The organism is Mesorhizobium sp. G2-6-1 (assembly GCF_055809095.1).
Genome location: NZ_CM147896.1, coordinates 870,270 through 885,836, shown reverse-complemented (window position 1 = coordinate 885,836; position 15,567 = coordinate 870,270). Strand labels below are relative to the sequence as shown.

The window sequence follows — 15,567 nt, the reverse complement described above, 5'->3', positions numbered from 1 at the left end:
GCTCAAAAACTAATGAAAGCAATCTCGTTTCGGCTTCTCGCAGAGGCACCCCCGATACCATCAATTACCAAGGACCAGGATTTTGACTCCAACCATGTATGGCATTCCCAATTGTGACACGATCAAGAAGGCGCGTGTCTGGATGGAGAAAAATGGCGTGGCCCATGTTTTCCATGACTATCGTGCGCAAGGTCTGGAAGCGGTCCAGCTGGATGAATGGATAGGCAAGGTCGGATGGGAGACATTGCTCAACAAGGCCAGCGCCACGTTTCGTGCTTTGCCCGATGGTGAAAAGCATGACTTGACGCCCGCCCGCGCCAAGGCGCTGATGCTTGAGAACCCGACCATGATAAAACGGCCGGTCCTCGATCTTGGCAACCAGTTGCTGGTTGGCTTCAAGCCGGACATTTACGCGGCAACGCTCAAAACCGCGTGATAAGCTGCCGGTTCACTGCGTCTGTTTCAGATAATGTTCCAACGCGACGGCATTGTTGTAGCGTTCTTCATGCGAACTGTAGAGCAGCGTCACCTTGCCCTTGGCAAACAGGCTCCGCAGTTCTTTCAACTCATCGCCCTTGTCCTTGAGTTCGGTGCGATAGCGCTTTTGGAATTCGTCCCATAGCTCCGGGTCATGACCGTACCATTTGCGCAGTTCGTTGCTTGGCGCGATCTCTTTGAGCCATAGTGTCAGCTTGGCGTCTTCCTTCTTGATGCCGCGCGGCCACAGCCTGTCGACCAGCACACGCTGCCCGTCGCTGTCGGCTGGTTGTTCATAGACGCGCTTTATCGTGATCTCAGGTTTTGCTGCCATACCACGCCTCTATGCCCATTCGCCCTTGCGCATGACAGGTATCTTGCGACCGTCCTCATGAACGCCGTCAATATCGATCTGGTCCGAGCCGATCATCCAGTCGATATGAATGAAACTCTTGTTGCCGCCACGTGCCGCAACCTCATTGGGCGTCAGATCGGCTCCACCGACAAAGCACTTGGAATAGCATTGGCCAAGCGCAATGTGGCAGGCGGCATTCTCGTCAAACAGCGTGTTGAAAAATAACAGGCCACTTTTCGAAATTGGCGACGAATGGGGCACCAATGCCACTTCGCCCAACCGGCGCGCACCCTCGTCCGTGTCGAGCACCTTGTTTAAAACGTCTTCACCTTTCGAGGCTTGGGCCTCAACGATGCGGCCTTCTTCAAAGCGCACCGAAATGTTGTCGATCAGCGTGCCTTGATAAGACAGCGGTTTGGTACTCGAAACATGGCCTGACACGCGTTTGGCATGGGGCGTGGTGAAGACTTCCTCGGTCGGGATGTTCGGATTGCAGGTGACGCCGTTTTTGGCACTCGAAGCGCCGCCCATCCATTCATGTCCATCGGCCAGCCCGACTGTCAGATCGGTTCCGGGGCCGGAAAAATGCAGCGCATGAAAACGATAATCGTTCAGCCACTCGGTGCGCTTTTTCAACACCGCATTGTGCAACGTCCAGGCACTGATGGGATCGTCCCCATCCACCCGGCTGGCTGCAAAGATGGCATTGGCCAGCTTGCCCACTGCCGCCGCGTCGCTCTCGCCGGGAAACACCTGGCGTGCCCATGCGGTTTCGGGGTAGGCGACAATATTCCAGTTGATGTCGAAGCCGGTGACTTTCTCCAGGGCCGGTTGATAGGCGATTGAGTTGGCCTTGTTGGCGCGTGCCACCTTGGCCGGGTCCTGCTCCGACAAAAGCGATGGATCGTCCCCGCGCACAGCCAGCCGCGCGGCGTTGTTCGAGAAAGCCTTGGCCATGCCTTCATAGAGCCATCCCGGCGCATGGTCGAAGCCGGCATCGGCACCATGGCGAAAGCGCGCCAGTGTGATCTCGTCATCATTGAAGATCGGCGTTACCAGTCCGGCCCCGGCTTTGTAGGCATGTTCGACGATTTTGCGTGTCAGTGGAAGCGCGGCAATCGACGATGTCAAAACCAGATCCTGGCCCGGTTGCAATTGCAGGCCGACCTTGATGGCCACTTCTGCCAACCGGTCGAGTTTTTGGGGTCGATATGTGCCGAAGCGGCCTCGGAATGTGTCGTCATGGGAAAGCCTGCAATTGTGGAACTGTCCATTCTACATAGACCTGCCTAATCGTTCTTTCCACCTCAATGCATGACGTGGCGGTTTTCCAGTTGAATTGCATCTGGCCCAATTGAAGCCGGATTGCGTCGCAACGCGTCATACATATTGTGCGCTGCCATGAGCGAATCGTCGTCATCTCCCTTGCGCTCCGCTTTTGCCGGCATGATTGCCATGGCTGTCGCCATGGGTATCGGCCGCTTTGTCTATACGCCGATTTTGCCCGGTATGATGGACGAACTCAATTTATCGGCATTTGATGCCGGCCTGATCGCATCCGCCAATTACCTTGGCTATCTTGTCGGCGCGCTGGTCGCTGCCGGCGGTTGGGCGCATGGGCGCGAACGATTGTTGATGTTTGGCGCGCTTGCAGCCAGCACCGTGCTGGCGGGCATGATGGGGTTGACCGATGCAATGGCACCATTTTTGATCATCCGGTTTTTGGCGGGCATCGCCAGCGCATTCGTCATGGTCTTTATGGCGAGCATCGTCTTCAGTCATCTTGCCGCTACAAATCGCAATGCTCTGCAAGCTTTGCATTTCGGGGGCGTTGGACTGGGAATTGCAGTGTCGTCCGCGTTGATGGCGCTGCTGGTGAGCGAACATGCCGGCTGGACGGCGGGTTGGTTCTGGTCGGCGGTGATTTCGGTTGCCGGTTGTGCTGCCGTCGCGCTGCTGATTGATCGCGGACCTGTTGCCGATGCTGCTGCCGGACGCGAATCCGCCCTGCCCAAGGACAAGGCGTTGGCCAAGATCATCTTTGCATATGGCTTGTTCGGCTTTGGTTATGTGATCACCGCGACCTTCCTGGTGGCGATAGTGCGCCAAGGTGGGGGCAGCCGGACCTTTGAGGCCATGGTTTGGCTGGCCACCGGGCTTGCCGGCTTTCCTTCCGTCTGGATTTGGCAAAAGATTGCCGCACGGATCGGGCTCTACGCGGCCTATGTGGCCGGTTGCCTCGTCGAAGCTGTCGGCGTTACCGCAAGCGTTGCACTTGGCGGGCGCATCGGTCCCTTGCTTGGCGGTGTTTTGCTGGGCGCGACCTTTATTGCCATTACCGCGATCGGTTTGCAGGTGGGCCGATTGCTTGCCCCACAGGCAAAGCGGCGGGTATTTGCGCTGATGACGGCATCATTTGGTGTCGGTCAGATTGTTGGCCCGGTTGCCGCAGGAATGCTCGCCGGATGGACCGGTAACTTCTTCGCGCCATCCATCGTTGCCGCAGTGGTTCTTGTCGTGTCGGGCATGGTTGTTTGGTCAACGGTGCCAAAATTGCCATGATTGTGATCTTGCTGGCGTACAAGTCGGCATTTCCTTTGAAATCGAAATGTGACCTTATGCCCGCCCAAGGCAACGACGCTGATTTGCGCGCTGAATAAGGACAATACTTGAGTGTTTGTATCGTTTTTTCCGAAACCGAAGCTTTTTTTCATCTCAGCCGTTCTTTGGTCTCTTGCAGGAATTCTGTTCTGGTTTTTCGGCGGTGAACAACTTGGCGCTCTTGTTGGGCTGCCTCCCGCTGTTTCAGGCGCGCCGCCAGTTCTGGGCATTCCGGTATTCTGGACCCGGCCATTTCTCTGGTTTTACATCTATTTCGGTTTCATGGTCGCCGCGTTCTATTTTTTCTGGCGTTTTTACGCCAACCACCCCTGGCAGAACTGGTCGATCCTCGGTTCGGCTTTGATTTTGTTTTCGACATATCTGTCGGTGCAGATCTATGTCGCTCTCAACAATTGGCGCGGGCCATTCTTCGACCTTTTTCAAAAAGCCATCACTACGGCAGGTTCCGTCAGCCCTGGCGAACTCTATTCGATGTTTTGGATCTACGCCTGGATTGGTGCGTGCGGTATGGGGCTGTTCGTCGTCACCCGCTTTTTCGTCAGCCACTATATCTTCCGTTGGCGCACCGCCATGAACCATTATTACATGGCGAACTGGCAGAAATTGCGGACCATTGAAGGCGCATCGCAGCGTGTTCAGGAAGACACGATGCGCTTTTCCACCACGATGGAAGGGCTTGGCGTTGCCCTCATTGATTCAGCGATGACCTTGATTGCCTTCCTCCCGCTTCTCGCCCAGCTTTCATCGCATGTGAAGGTTTTGCCTCTGGTGGGTGAAATTCCATACTCGCTGGTCATAGCGGCAGTTGGCTGGTCGATTTTCGGGACGGTTTTGCTGATGGTTACGGGCATCAAGCTTCCGGGCCTGGAATTCAAGAACCAGCGCGTCGAAGCGGCATACCGCAAGGAACTGGTCTATGGTGAAGATGACGAAGCCAGGGCGCAGCCGCCGACTGTCAGGGAATTGTTCTCGCATGTGCGGCGCAATTATTTCACGCTCTATTTTCATTATGCCTATTTCAACGTCGTTCGCTCCGGGTTCCAGCAGGCCGACGCGATCTTTTCCAGTGTGATCCTCATCCCCACCATCGCTGCGGGAACGATAACGCTGGGCATATGGCAGCAGATTGCTACCGCATTCAGTCAGGTCTCGTCTTCCTTCCAGTATCTGGTCAATGCCTGGCCAACGATCGTCGAGCTTCTCTCGATCTACAAACGCCTTCATGCTTTTGAAGCCACGCTGGACGGTGAACCATTGCCCGATATCGATCGGAAGTACCTCGATAGCGGTGGTGTGGAAGAAGCAGTATGAGTGCGCCGCGTGCTTTGCCGGCATAGCCGCCGGGTATTTTAAGAGCGGTTCTTGGCCTTCTCTATGGTGTTGGACGCGAATTTGCATGACTACCCCTTCCATGCTGGCGAAATTTCGCTAAAACGCGGGGCTAATCAGCCGCCCGGCGGCAAAGCAATGGTTTGAATATGGCGGACGACAGTTTTATTCGTGAAGTCAACGACGAGCTTCGCAAAGATCAGGCGAAAGCGCTGTGGAATCGCTTTGGTCCCCTTATGATTGGCATAGCCGTTCTCGTGGTTCTGGCAACGTCGGCCTATGTTGGCTACCGCTATTGGGACGAAGTCCGTGCCAATCGCTCGGGTGATGCCTTCTCGCAGGCACTCAAGCTTGCCAATGACGGCAAGGATGCGGACGCATTGGCGGCATTCGCAAAGCTGGAGAAAGATGGCTATGGCGCTTATCCGCTGCTTTCGCGGATGCGCGCGGCAACCCTCAAGGCCGATAAGGGCGATACCGCCACCGCGGTAAAGGAACTGGACGCGGTAGCAGCCGACACAAAAATTGCCGAAAGCATTCGCGATATGGCAAGGCTGAGGGCGGCGCTGTTGTTGGTGGATCATGGTTCTTTTGCCGATGTCTCCAGCCGCGTCGAGGTGTTGACGGCAGATGGCAACGCGTTGCGCCACGCTGCACGCGAGGCGCTCGGTCTGGCTGCCTGGAAAGAGGGCAAGGCAGCAGATGCGCTGAAATTGTTCGAGCAGATCGCGGCCGACGAGGCCGCACCTCGCAATGCCCGCCAGCGCGCCACATTAATGGCCGAGTTGATTCGTGGCTCCGGCGCCGCGTCGTGATGAATGGGCTATTCAGTTGCCATCATCGGTCGGCCTAACGTCGGCAAATCGACGCTTTTCAACCGCCTTGTCGGAAAGAAAATCGCGCTTGTCGACGATACGCCGGGCGTAACCCGTGATCGCCGGGTTCATGCGGCAAAGCTCTATGATCTGGCTTTCGACGTGGTAGATACGGCTGGTTTTGAAGATGCGCCTTCGGCCAGTTTGCCCGGTCGCATGCGGGCGCAGACGGAAATCGCCATCCGTGAGGCGGATCTTATCTTCTTCATGGTGGACGCCAAGGCCGGGCTTGTTCCCGATGACCGGACATTTGCCGAAATTGTGAGGCGCTCGGGCAAGCCCGTCGTCCTTGTTGCCAACAAGGCCGAGGCGCGCGGAGCCCAAGGCGGCCTGTTGGAGGCCTGGGAACTGGGGCTTGGCGAACCCATACCCGTCTCCGCCGAACATGGGCAAGGCATGCCCGACCTGCGCGACGCGGTGATAGAGGCGCTTGGTGCCGCCCTTGCCCTTGGTGAAGAAGATGAAGATCACGACGACGAGATCGCTGTCAGCGATGTGCTGATTGGCGAAGATATTGGCGATAGCGGCGTTGAGGAGGTTCAGCCTTACGACGATACCAAACCCTTGCGCATCGCCGTCATTGGCCGCCCAAACGCGGGCAAATCAACGCTGATCAATGCGTTGATTGGTGAAGAGCGGCTGCTGACCGGGCCGGAAGCGGGTATTACCCGCGACTCCATTTCCGTCGACTGGGACTGGGGCGGACGCCACATGAAGCTGTTTGATACGGCTGGCATGCGCCGCAAGGCCAAAGTTCAGGAAAAGTTGGAAAAGCTGTCAGTGGCTGACGGTTTGCGTGCCATCCGCTTTGCCGAGGTGGTCATCATTGTACTCGACGCGACCATACCATTCGAGAAGCAGGACCTTCAGATCGTCGATCTCATCGTGCGCGAGGGCCGCGCGCCCATCATCGCTTTCAACAAATGGGACATGATCGACGATCCACAACAGGTTCTGGCGGAACTGCGCGAAAAGACCGAGCGGCTTTTGCCGCAGGTGCGTGGAATCCAGGCGGTTCCCGTGTCGGCCGAAACCGGGCGGGGCTTGGAGAAGTTGATGGCCGCCGTCATCAAGACGCACATCATCTGGAATAGCCGGGTTTCGACTGGCAAGCTCAATCGCTGGCTTGAAGCCATATTGGCGCATCATCCGCCGCCCGCCGTTGCCGGTCGGCGCTTGAAAATCAAATATGTCACGCAGGCCAAGACACGCCCGCCGGGGTTTGTTGTTTCCTGTTCGCGCCCCGATGCCATGCCCCAGTCCTATGTCCGCTATCTGGTGAACAATTTGCGTGAGGCATTCGACATTCATGGCGTGCCGATACGCATGGCTTTGCGAACTGCGGACAATCCCTTTGCCGGCCGGGCAAAAAAGCGCAGCTAACCCAGAGCAATTCCAGGAAAAGTGTGCAGCGGTTTTCTGCCCGGGATTGCGCCAAAACAAATGCCAGAAGCAATTCCAGGAAAAGTGTGCAGCGGTTTTCCGTCCGGAATTTCGTCAAAACAAATGCCAGAAGCGGCCAATGGTTCTATCAAAAGCCGCGTCGCCGGTGCTGGTTTTGCGCGGGTGCTTGCTTGGTAGCACCGCCTGTCATCCTCCAGCCCCAATGGGATCGGCTGCCGTTAACGCTCCATCAAGGTTAATCCATCATTGTCATTGCAGTGGGTTTCAGTAGAGTTCTGGAGAGTAATCCGTGCATCGACGTGTATCGAAGCGGCCGGTCGCTATGACCGGTGGCAAGCAGCGTTCCATTTTCTCTCCTGTCGTTATAGGGCTTGGAATCTGGATTGGTTTCCCCACCGTGGCGGCCTATCAGGATATGACCAGTCTGGTTTCCGGCCTTGGAAACGAAGCACGCTGGAATTCTTACATCGAAAAATCAGTCGCAGGATCGACGCAAGAAGCAGACATGCCGTTTGCCAGTTCCGATGTGACGACGGGTTCGATCTCGGGCGCCGGCGTCGATTTGCCGGGTGTCGGTGCCGTTGCCTTCCGCAACAAGACGGGCACTTTGAGCGACACGCCGGACGAGGAGCGCGTCATGCGCGCAGACAAGGGCGGTCGTCTGGTTCAGATAGCGCCAATGGCGCCGCCGAAAAATTTCTCCGCCGGTTCCATTTTTCAACGCACGAGTTCACTGCTGCGTCCGAGCATGGATAGCGGCTTGAAGCTGGCTTTCGCCAAACCCAAAATCAAGGGCAAGGAAGTCGAGATTGCCGCCGCCTTCCACATTCGCGAAGTGGAAAAGCGCGATCCAGGCGTGCCGGCGATGCTGGCAAAATTGGTCACCAATAAAAATGCCGACATTCTCGCCACGGCCTACGCGCCAGCAGAACCGGACTATGCCAAGGCTTCGCCCTTCGAGGTACTGCTCAAAGACGAAAAGCCAGGCCATGGGCGCTTCATTCCACCTATGGGAAAGGGCGACCATGCATGGCTGGAGAACCCGCTTCCCGCGACAGCTTTCTCGAAGCCGGAACAGGCTTGCCTGGCAAACGGGATTTATTTTGAAGCCCGTGGCGAAACTCTACGCGGCCAGGCAGCGGTTGGACAGGTCATTTTGAACCGTGTTCGCAACCCAGCCTATCCCAAGTCGATCTGCGGTGTCGTTTATCAAAACGACAATTGGTTCAATCGCTGCCAGTTTTCCTTTGCCTGTGATGGCAGGAAGGAACGTATCACCAGCCCGTCACACTACAAGACGGCGCGCGATATCGCCATGGCGGTCACCGCTGGCAAGATATTCATCCCCGAAGTGGGGTCTGCAACGCACTACTATGCCAGTTATGTCCATCCGGCCTGGGCGCGCACCATGCATAAAATGACAAAGATAGGGCTGCATATCTTCTATCGTACCTACGGTGGCGGCTGGAGTTGAAGGCGCGCACCAGTGCTTTGAGAAGGGTACATGTACATGGAGATTTTGCCGCCGCAATTGTCTCCTCGCGCCGGGCACGATGTCGCACCCCAGTAAGGTATTGTTTTTAAACAGCAAAATACTTGCCTTTGAAACCTGCGCCGTGGCTTGACGGGCGCGAGCCCTCTAACTATGTTGCCCGCAAATTGGATGCGGACCAACGGCGACGTTCTGCCGGTCAGGGAGGTTGCGATGGCCGACAAGAATGGGCCAGCCGGAACCGGAGAGACCGACCGGGAAAATGAGCCCAAAGGGAACTTCCAGGACGACGAACTTGAGCGCCGCCGGCGTGAACTTGAAGCATCGCTTGCGACAAGGTTGCCGGAAAAGCTTGAGAGGCAAGACAAAGCGAAAGCTGGCGGTGCGGTCGGGTATGGCCAGGCATTCAAGCTTTCCAGCGAGTTTATCGCCGGAATAGCAGTGGGTGTCGGTTTAGGCTGGATGATTGACCGTGTTGCTGGAACATCGCCTTGGGGGCTGATAGTTTTCCTCCTCCTGGGGTTTGGTGCCGGTGTTCTCAATGTCCTGCGCTCGGCAGGGTTGATAGCTGGTTTCGGGCAAAGTGAGCCGAAGTCAGGCTCAAAGGACGAGTAGGCCGCGCCGGCAGATGCGGCGTTTGATTTGGATGGAAAAGCCGCGAGCGGCTTGCGTGGGGAAGAAAAGTGGCAGCTGACAAGGTCGATCCGATCCACCAGTTCCATATCGCCAAGATCATTCCGATCGAAATCGGCGGCTATGATCTGTCATTTACCAATTCGGCCTTGTTCATGGTCATCGTGGTGGTGCTTGCCTCGGCATTTTTGTATTTCGCCACGTCGGGTCGGCGGCTTGTGCCTTCACGGTGGCAATCCGCGGCTGAGATGACCTATGAATTCGTGGCTTCGATGCTGAAGGATTCTGCCGGTTCGCAGGGTATGAAGTTTTTCCCTTTCGTGTTTTCGCTGTTCATGTTCGTTCTGGTCGCCAATCTGCTCGGCCTGTTTCCATATTTCTTCACGGTCACAAGCCATATTATCGTGACCTTTGCGCTTTCCATACTGGTGATTGGCATCGTCGTGGTCTACGGCTTTGCCAAGCACGGTCTCGGCTTTTTCAAGCTGTTTGTGCCGAGCGGCGTGCCGATGGTGCTGATGCCGCTCGTTGTCGGCATCGAGGTGATTTCATTCCTGTCGCGTCCGGTCAGCCTCTCGGTTCGTCTGTTCGCCAACATGCTCGCAGGCCATATTACACTCAAGGTTTTCGCTGGCTTCGTCGTGTCGTTGAGCGCGATGGGGGCGGTTGGTGTCGCTGGCGCGGTTTTGCCGCTGGCCATGGCTGTTGCACTGACAGGGCTTGAGCTGTTGGTTGCCGCGTTGCAGGCCTATGTTTTTGCCATCTTGACTTGCATGTATCTGAACGACGCCCTGCATCCGGGGCACTGAAAAATCGCACGCAGGCGGTCTGCGTCGACGAAACCAATATCGAGAATCCACGAAGGAGTTGAAACAATGGAAGTTGAAGCAGCAAAGTATATCGGCGCTGGTATTGCCTGCCTTGGAATGGGTGGTGCAGCCGTTGGCCTTGGCAACATCTTCGGTAGCTACCTCGCTGGAGCATTGCGCAATCCGTCGGCAGCCGACGGTCAGTTCGGGCGTCTGATTTTCGGCTTCGCCGTGACCGAAGCTTTGGGCATCTTCTCGCTGCTCATTGCGCTGCTTGCACTGTTCGGTTGATCTGCCGTTGAAAGCGGGGCCAAACCGCAGCCATGCGGATGGCCCAAATAGCAGGAACAAGTGATGTTCGTGACACCAGCCTATGGGCAAGAGACAGCGCCAGCCATGCAAAGTGACGCAGCGCATGGCACCGACACGCATGCGGGCACTGAAGTTGCGCATGGTGGGGGACATGAGGCTGCATTTCCGCCTTTCGACCCCTCCACATTCGCGTCGCAGATATTGTGGCTGGCGATTACATTCGGACTGTTCTACCTGTTCCTGAAGCGCATCGTCATGCCGCGCCTTGCTGGCATTCTGGATGTACGAAGCAGCCGTATCACTCAGGATCTGGATCAGGCGGCAAAGCTGAAAGAAGAGGCGGATGCTGCCGTTGCTACCTATGAGCAGGAATTGGCGGAGGCAAAGGCGCGCGCCAATGCGATCGGTCAGGAAGCTCGCGATGTTGCCAAGGCCGAGGCAGAGGCAACCCGCAAGGATGTAGAGGTCGGTCTGGATGAGAAATTGGAGCAGGCCGAGGCGCGCATTGCGTCGATCAAGTCTGACGCTATGAAGGACGTCGGTTCCATAGCGCAAAGCACGGCAACTGCGATTATCGAGCAACTTGTGGGCAAAGCCGACAAGGCGGGCATTGCTGCTGCTGTGAAATCCGTGGCTGGCTGAGGGAAAAGCAATGGACGCAACATCTCTCGCGACACTATGGGCGACCATCGCGCTTCTGATATTCGTTGGCATATGCATCTACATCAAAGTGCCCGCCATGGTGTCGAAATCACTGGACGGCCGTGCTGACAAGATTCGCGCCGAACTGGACGAAGCGCGCAAACTTCGTGAGGAAGCACAGGCGCTGCTCGGCGAGTACCAGAAGAAGCGCCAGGAAGCCGAGCAGGAGGCTGCCGCGATCGTTGAGGCAGCCAAGCATGAAGCTGCCGTTCTTGCGGAAGACGCCAAAAAGAAGACGGAAGATTACGTCGCCCGTCGCGCACTCCTTGCCGAGCAAAAGATTGGCCAGGCAGAACGCGAGGCCATCAATGAAGTGCGTGCAAGTGCCGTTGATCTCGCAGTTGAAGCCGCGCGCAAAGTTCTTGCTGACAAGGTGGACGCCAAGATCAGCGCCGATTTGTTCAAGTCGTCGCTGCAGGACGTGAAAGCCAAGCTGAACTAGGTGTTTTGGCCCGGTATCTGATGGGTTGGATTGATTTTTGGATCGATTCAATCCGAAATCATCATGATCCTGTACTGTCGCGGGTTGAACCCCGGCTCCACTTTCCCGTGAATTGTGCGTTTGAATTGGAAACGGGGCTTGCCCTTGCTGCCGGGTAGGACGCACTGTCGTCATGAGGGGCAAGCATGGCGCGTAAAATCGTGAGACCATTTCTAGCTGAGAGGGCAAGCGAATATCCAGCCGTCGTTGGATGTGACGAGGTCGGGCGAGGTGCTCTTTGCGGACCCGTGGTGGTCGCTGCTGTCTGGTTCGATCCTATGGCGCTATCGCCCGAATTGCTCGGTTCGCTCGACGATAGCAAGAAGATCAAGGCGCCTTCGAGGATGCTGCTTGCCGATCAAATCATGCGGTGCAGTCATGTTGCATTCGCAGCCTCGTCTGCCGGCAGGATCGATCATCTTGGAATCAGGCATGCAACGCTCGATGCCATGCGCCGGGCGATCAGCGGTCTGGCGAGGTCCGAGCCTGCTTATGTTGACGGCAGGGATATTCCACCCGGTCTGGCCTGTGAGTGCTCGGCGATTGTCCGTGGAGATTCAAGCGTTCCCCAGATAGCCGCGAGTTCGATCGTCGCAAAAACACTGAGAGACCGCATCATGCGTATACTTTCGCAGCGCCACCCTGCATATCAGTGGGCGCGCAATAGTGGCTATGGCACCGCCGATCATCTGGAAGCACTGCACCGCTTTGGTGCAACAAACCATCATCGCAAGACGTTTCGTCCGATACCGGATCTACCGATGTCCCGAATCTGAAATTCGCACCATTGATCGAGGGGTGTTGTGCGAATTTCAGATTCGATACGGGCACCGCCTGAGCGATGGTCACCATCAAAGCAGCACGAGTTGTTTTTCTTGTCCTGCGTTGGCGACAAACAGGTCAGTACGTAGCTTGCGCCGCTCGCTATTGAGCCCAAGCCGCTTGGTGGTGATCTCGAAACGGCGGCCAATTTGCCATGCGTAAGGCCCGGCCCCTTTCATTCGCTTGCCCCATTGCGAATCGTAGTCCTTGCCGTCTCGCATCGAACGGATCAGCGACATGACATGCCGGTAACGATCAGGGTAGTGACGCAACAACCAATCCTTGAAGATGGGGCTTACCTCCAAGGGAAGGCGAAGCACGACATAACCCGCTTCGCGCGCGCCAGCAGCATAAGCCGAGTCGAGTATTCGTTCGATTTCCGGATCGTTGAGTCCTGGAATGATGGGTGCCACCATCACCGAAGCCGGAACGCCTGCATCTGACAATTGCCGGATCGCTTCCAGTCGCTTGCTCGGTGTCGAGGCGCGTGGTTCCATAGTTCGCGCCAACATCCGGTCAAGGGTTGTTACCGAAAGCGCCACTTTCGCAAGCCCGCGTGCGGCCATTCGAGACAGTATATCCATATCGCGCGTGACCAGTGCCGATTTCGTAACGATGCCGACCGGATGATCGCGCGCTTCAAGAACTTCCAGAACTTCACGCATGATGCGGTACTGCTTCTCGATCGGCTGATAAGGGTCTGTATTGGTGCCGATGGCGATGGTGCGCGGCTGATACCCCGGTTTGGACAGTTCCTTTTCGAGAAGGCGTGCAGCATCTGGCTTTGCAAATAATTTCGATTCAAAATCCAGTCCAGGCGACAACCCCATATAGGCGTGTGTCGGCCGCGCGAAACAATAGACGCAACCGTGTTCGCAGCCGCGATAGGGGTTGATTGAGCGGTCAAATGAAATATCGGGCGAGTCGTTTCGGGTAATGATGGTGCGCGGCTTTTCCACCTGTACTTCGGTTTTGAAGGGAGGTAATTCCTCCAGTGAATTCCACCCGTCGTCGAATACGTGCCTGCTTACCGGCTCGAACCGGCCAGATGGGTTGATACCCGCCGAACGGCCACGATTGCGCACAGGGCGCACACGTAAGCCGCTTTCCTCAATCATCGCATTCGCCATCTCTGCCCGTCCGGGGCCGAGAGCCGCAATGTCCGCGCGCGCAATCTGTTCCATCCTGGCTTTCTCCCAAGGTGTGCTTTTTGCCTGTCGAATCGCAATTGTCATGAAATTATTCCTATCCGAAAAATGAGAACAAAACAAGAACTATGGTGTGAATGCCAAATTTGACAATATGGCAGCGGGGCGTTCACTCGCATCGTGCGGCATGGAAACTGGTGCTGGCACAGCCTTTCAGCTATGTGACGCGAATGCTCAGCGTATTGATCGAGACCGGTAACGACGAAGAAGACCTTGCGCGCACACTCGTTTCCCTCATTGGCGGCGCGGTTGAGGGAATGGTGCGCGACGTAATTGTGTTCGATCACGGGTCTGCGGATCGTACGCGCGAAGTGGCGGAACATGCGGGCTGCGTGGTTGAAGAAAGCGGCGATCTGGGTGCAGCGATAAATCGCGCCAAAAGCGAATGGTTGCTTGTCTTGCAGCCCGGCGCACGTTTGCCGGATGGCTGGATGGACGACATTTCAGCCCATATTGCCAAGGCGGTTATTCCTGCACGCTTTTCGCGCTCGCGAGCTCACCGAATGCCATTCCTGGCGCGTGCATTTTCACGGCCAGCCGCCCTGGCTCAGGGGCTGCTCATCCCGAGGAAGCAGGCACTTGTCTTGTCGAAGAATGCGTCTAGCACAGAGGCAATTGCACGCGGCCTTGCTGTAAAAACGCTACGTGCCGAGATCGAACCGGCTGCGTGAAATCAATGCCGGGTGGAAATTTCCAATGATGGTGTGGTTAGGCAGATGGCGCTTTGGCGACCGAGCCGCGGACAATGAGGTCGACCGGCCATATCTCGCCATGAACTCCACTCTCCAATCCTGAAATGCGTGCGGCCAGCCGTTCCGCAACGCGCGCACCAGCAGCCCGGATAGAGGAGCGCGTCGTGGAAAGTGGTACCGAAAAATTCTCGGGCCTCAACCAAGGGAAAACATCGTCATGGGCGATCAGTGATATATCGCCGGGTATTGTCATGTTGAGATCGCGCACGCTGCGAACAACACCAAGCGCCATGATCAGGCTGGAGCAGATGATCGCAGTGGGCGCGTTCGCAAATTCGAGAAGGCGCCTGGTCGCGCGGTAGCCGTTTTCTTCCGTCATTGCCAGTGACAGGCAATGTTTGTCGTCAAGCGTTAACCCGCTATTTTCCAGGGTCTGACGTAGGCCGCGCTCACGGTGAATGGCAAATGTTTCGCGGTTGTCGCCATTGATCAAGGCGATGCGTTGGTGGCCGAGTTGCAGCAGTAGCCGCGTGGCCTCCTGGAAAGCTCCCTCATTGTCGATGTCGATATAAGAATAGTCGAAATCATGCCCCTCGGAGCGACCATGAACGATGAAAGGAACACCCAGCCTATCGAGCAGCGCAACGCGTTTATCCACTGGTCGTGGTGAGGAGATATAAACGGCATCGACCTGCCGGTTGGCCACAATGCGCCGGTATGTCGTCTCCTGATCGTCCGCGTCGGCCGGCGAGAGTACGAGATCAAGCTCATGCGAGCGTGCATAATCACCGAGGCCGGATAGAAACTCGACGAAATGCGGATCGATGTCGACCTCCTTGCCGGTTGGAAGAACGTAGCCGATCATGCCCGTCTTGCCGGTGGCCAATCGGCGCGCACTGGGATTTGGACGGTAGTCGTGGCGCTTGGCGGCATCCATGACCCGTCGGCGCGTTTCTTCGCTGACCTCGGGATAGCCATTGAGCGCGCGGCTTACCGTGGTTTGTGAAAGTGACAGCATATGCGACAGCTGTTTCAGGTTCAAAGGTGGGTTCCAATCCTTCAAAGCGCTTTAAAATCATGGCGCGTATGTGCTTGTTCATCTGCCGACGGCTGTTGGCAGCATAGCAGCGACAGGCGCAGTTTGAAGTCGAAATTATTGCTGCAATGCAAAAAATGATGCTGCATCGCAGTGTTAGTATATGAAATTGCGAAATTATAATCGATTAGTGTCGAAGTGACTTGACTCTCCGATTATTCAATGGCGAGATGAGAAAAGCCAAAGCGCTTTGAATATTGCTTCTGTGTGTGTCTGTTTTTGAATAGACATGATGAAGCGATATCGGTGCACGGAATG

17 protein-coding genes are annotated in these 15,567 nt (G+C 56.3%); 13 read left to right on the top strand and 4 right to left on the bottom strand.

Annotation, left to right across the window (positions count from 1 at the left end; all coding sequences use genetic code 11):
• The first annotated feature begins 82 nt into the window (after window positions 1-82).
• Window positions 83-436 (top strand): ArsC family reductase, encoded by a 354-nt coding sequence (locus AC0L7S_RS04240; RefSeq protein WP_473473216.1) that lies wholly within the window; start codon window positions 83-85, stop codon window positions 434-436.
• A 12-nt stretch (window positions 437-448) separates the two neighbouring features.
• Here the strand turns inward: AC0L7S_RS04240 and AC0L7S_RS04235 are convergent, their stop codons facing one another.
• Window positions 449-811 (bottom strand): DUF488 domain-containing protein, encoded by a 363-nt coding sequence (locus AC0L7S_RS04235; RefSeq protein ID WP_473473215.1) that lies wholly within the window; start codon window positions 809-811, stop codon window positions 449-451.
• Between the two features lie 9 nt (window positions 812-820).
• Entirely contained in the window at window positions 821-2,020 is a 1,200-nt protein-coding gene (locus tag AC0L7S_RS04230) for an aminopeptidase (protein ID WP_473473214.1), read from the bottom strand.
• Between the two features lie 213 nt (window positions 2,021-2,233).
• On the opposite strand from AC0L7S_RS04230, the gene AC0L7S_RS04225 reads away from it, so the two are divergent.
• The 11 genes from AC0L7S_RS04225 to AC0L7S_RS04175 all read left to right on the top strand — a co-directional run bounded on the left by AC0L7S_RS04225 (window position 2,234) and on the right by AC0L7S_RS04175 (window position 12,267).
• A complete protein-coding gene (locus AC0L7S_RS04225; RefSeq protein WP_473473213.1) occupies window positions 2,234-3,394 on the top strand; it encodes a YbfB/YjiJ family MFS transporter in 1,161 nt (386 codons plus the stop codon).
• Between the two features lie 111 nt (window positions 3,395-3,505).
• On the top strand, window positions 3,506-4,765 hold the full coding sequence (gene sbmA / locus AC0L7S_RS04220; RefSeq protein WP_473473212.1) for a peptide antibiotic transporter SbmA: 1,260 nt from the start codon (window positions 3,506-3,508) through the stop codon (window positions 4,763-4,765).
• Window positions 4,766-4,932: 167 nt separating this feature from the next.
• Entirely contained in the window at window positions 4,933-5,598 is a 666-nt protein-coding gene (locus AC0L7S_RS04215; RefSeq protein ID WP_473473211.1) for a tetratricopeptide repeat protein, read from the top strand.
• A gap of 3 nt (window positions 5,599-5,601) precedes the next feature.
• Complete coding sequence (der, locus tag AC0L7S_RS04210) at window positions 5,602-7,041, top strand: ribosome biogenesis GTPase Der (protein WP_473473210.1); 1,440 nt, start codon at window positions 5,602-5,604, stop codon at window positions 7,039-7,041.
• Between the two features lie 310 nt (window positions 7,042-7,351).
• Window positions 7,352-8,536 (top strand): cell wall hydrolase, encoded by a 1,185-nt coding sequence (locus AC0L7S_RS04205; protein ID WP_473473209.1) that lies wholly within the window; start codon window positions 7,352-7,354, stop codon window positions 8,534-8,536.
• 231 nt (window positions 8,537-8,767) lie between these two features.
• Window positions 8,768-9,169, top strand: a complete 402-nt coding sequence (locus AC0L7S_RS04200) for an AtpZ/AtpI family protein (RefSeq protein ID WP_473473208.1) — start codon at window positions 8,768-8,770, stop codon at window positions 9,167-9,169.
• 68 nt (window positions 9,170-9,237) lie between these two features.
• On the top strand, window positions 9,238-9,996 hold the full coding sequence (locus AC0L7S_RS04195) for a F0F1 ATP synthase subunit A (protein ID WP_473473207.1): 759 nt from the start codon (window positions 9,238-9,240) through the stop codon (window positions 9,994-9,996).
• A gap of 66 nt (window positions 9,997-10,062) precedes the next feature.
• Window positions 10,063-10,287, top strand: coding sequence for a F0F1 ATP synthase subunit C (locus AC0L7S_RS04190; RefSeq protein WP_473473206.1), 225 nt, complete (start codon window positions 10,063-10,065; stop codon window positions 10,285-10,287).
• A 63-nt stretch (window positions 10,288-10,350) separates the two neighbouring features.
• The gene (locus AC0L7S_RS04185; protein ID WP_473473204.1) at window positions 10,351-10,950 is read left to right on the top strand and encodes a F0F1 ATP synthase subunit B; all 600 of its coding nucleotides are present in this window, start codon (window positions 10,351-10,353) and stop codon (window positions 10,948-10,950) included.
• 10 nt (window positions 10,951-10,960) lie between these two features.
• Window positions 10,961-11,452 carry a F0F1 ATP synthase subunit B gene (locus AC0L7S_RS04180; protein WP_473473203.1) on the top strand — a complete coding sequence of 164 codons (492 nt, stop codon included), beginning with the start codon at window positions 10,961-10,963 and terminating at the stop codon, window positions 11,450-11,452.
• Window positions 11,453-11,637: 185 nt separating this feature from the next.
• Window positions 11,638-12,267, top strand: a complete 630-nt coding sequence (locus tag AC0L7S_RS04175) for a ribonuclease HII (protein WP_473473202.1) — start codon at window positions 11,638-11,640, stop codon at window positions 12,265-12,267.
• Between the two features lie 75 nt (window positions 12,268-12,342).
• Here AC0L7S_RS04175 and AC0L7S_RS04170 read toward each other — a convergent pair whose 3' ends face one another.
• Window positions 12,343-13,497: a PA0069 family radical SAM protein gene (locus tag AC0L7S_RS04170; RefSeq protein ID WP_473474175.1), complete on the bottom strand. Its 1,155-nt coding sequence runs from the start codon at window positions 13,495-13,497 to the stop codon at window positions 12,343-12,345.
• 194 nt (window positions 13,498-13,691) lie between these two features.
• Here AC0L7S_RS04170 and AC0L7S_RS04165 point away from each other — a divergent pair, with 194 nt between their 5' ends.
• On the top strand, window positions 13,692-14,192 hold the full coding sequence (locus AC0L7S_RS04165; protein WP_473474174.1) for a glycosyltransferase family protein: 501 nt from the start codon (window positions 13,692-13,694) through the stop codon (window positions 14,190-14,192).
• Between the two features lie 37 nt (window positions 14,193-14,229).
• On the opposite strand, the gene AC0L7S_RS04160 is transcribed toward AC0L7S_RS04165, so the two are convergent.
• On the bottom strand, window positions 14,230-15,255 hold the full coding sequence (locus AC0L7S_RS04160; RefSeq protein WP_473473201.1) for a substrate-binding domain-containing protein: 1,026 nt from the start codon (window positions 15,253-15,255) through the stop codon (window positions 14,230-14,232).
• Between the last annotated feature and the right edge of the window lie 312 nt (window positions 15,256-15,567).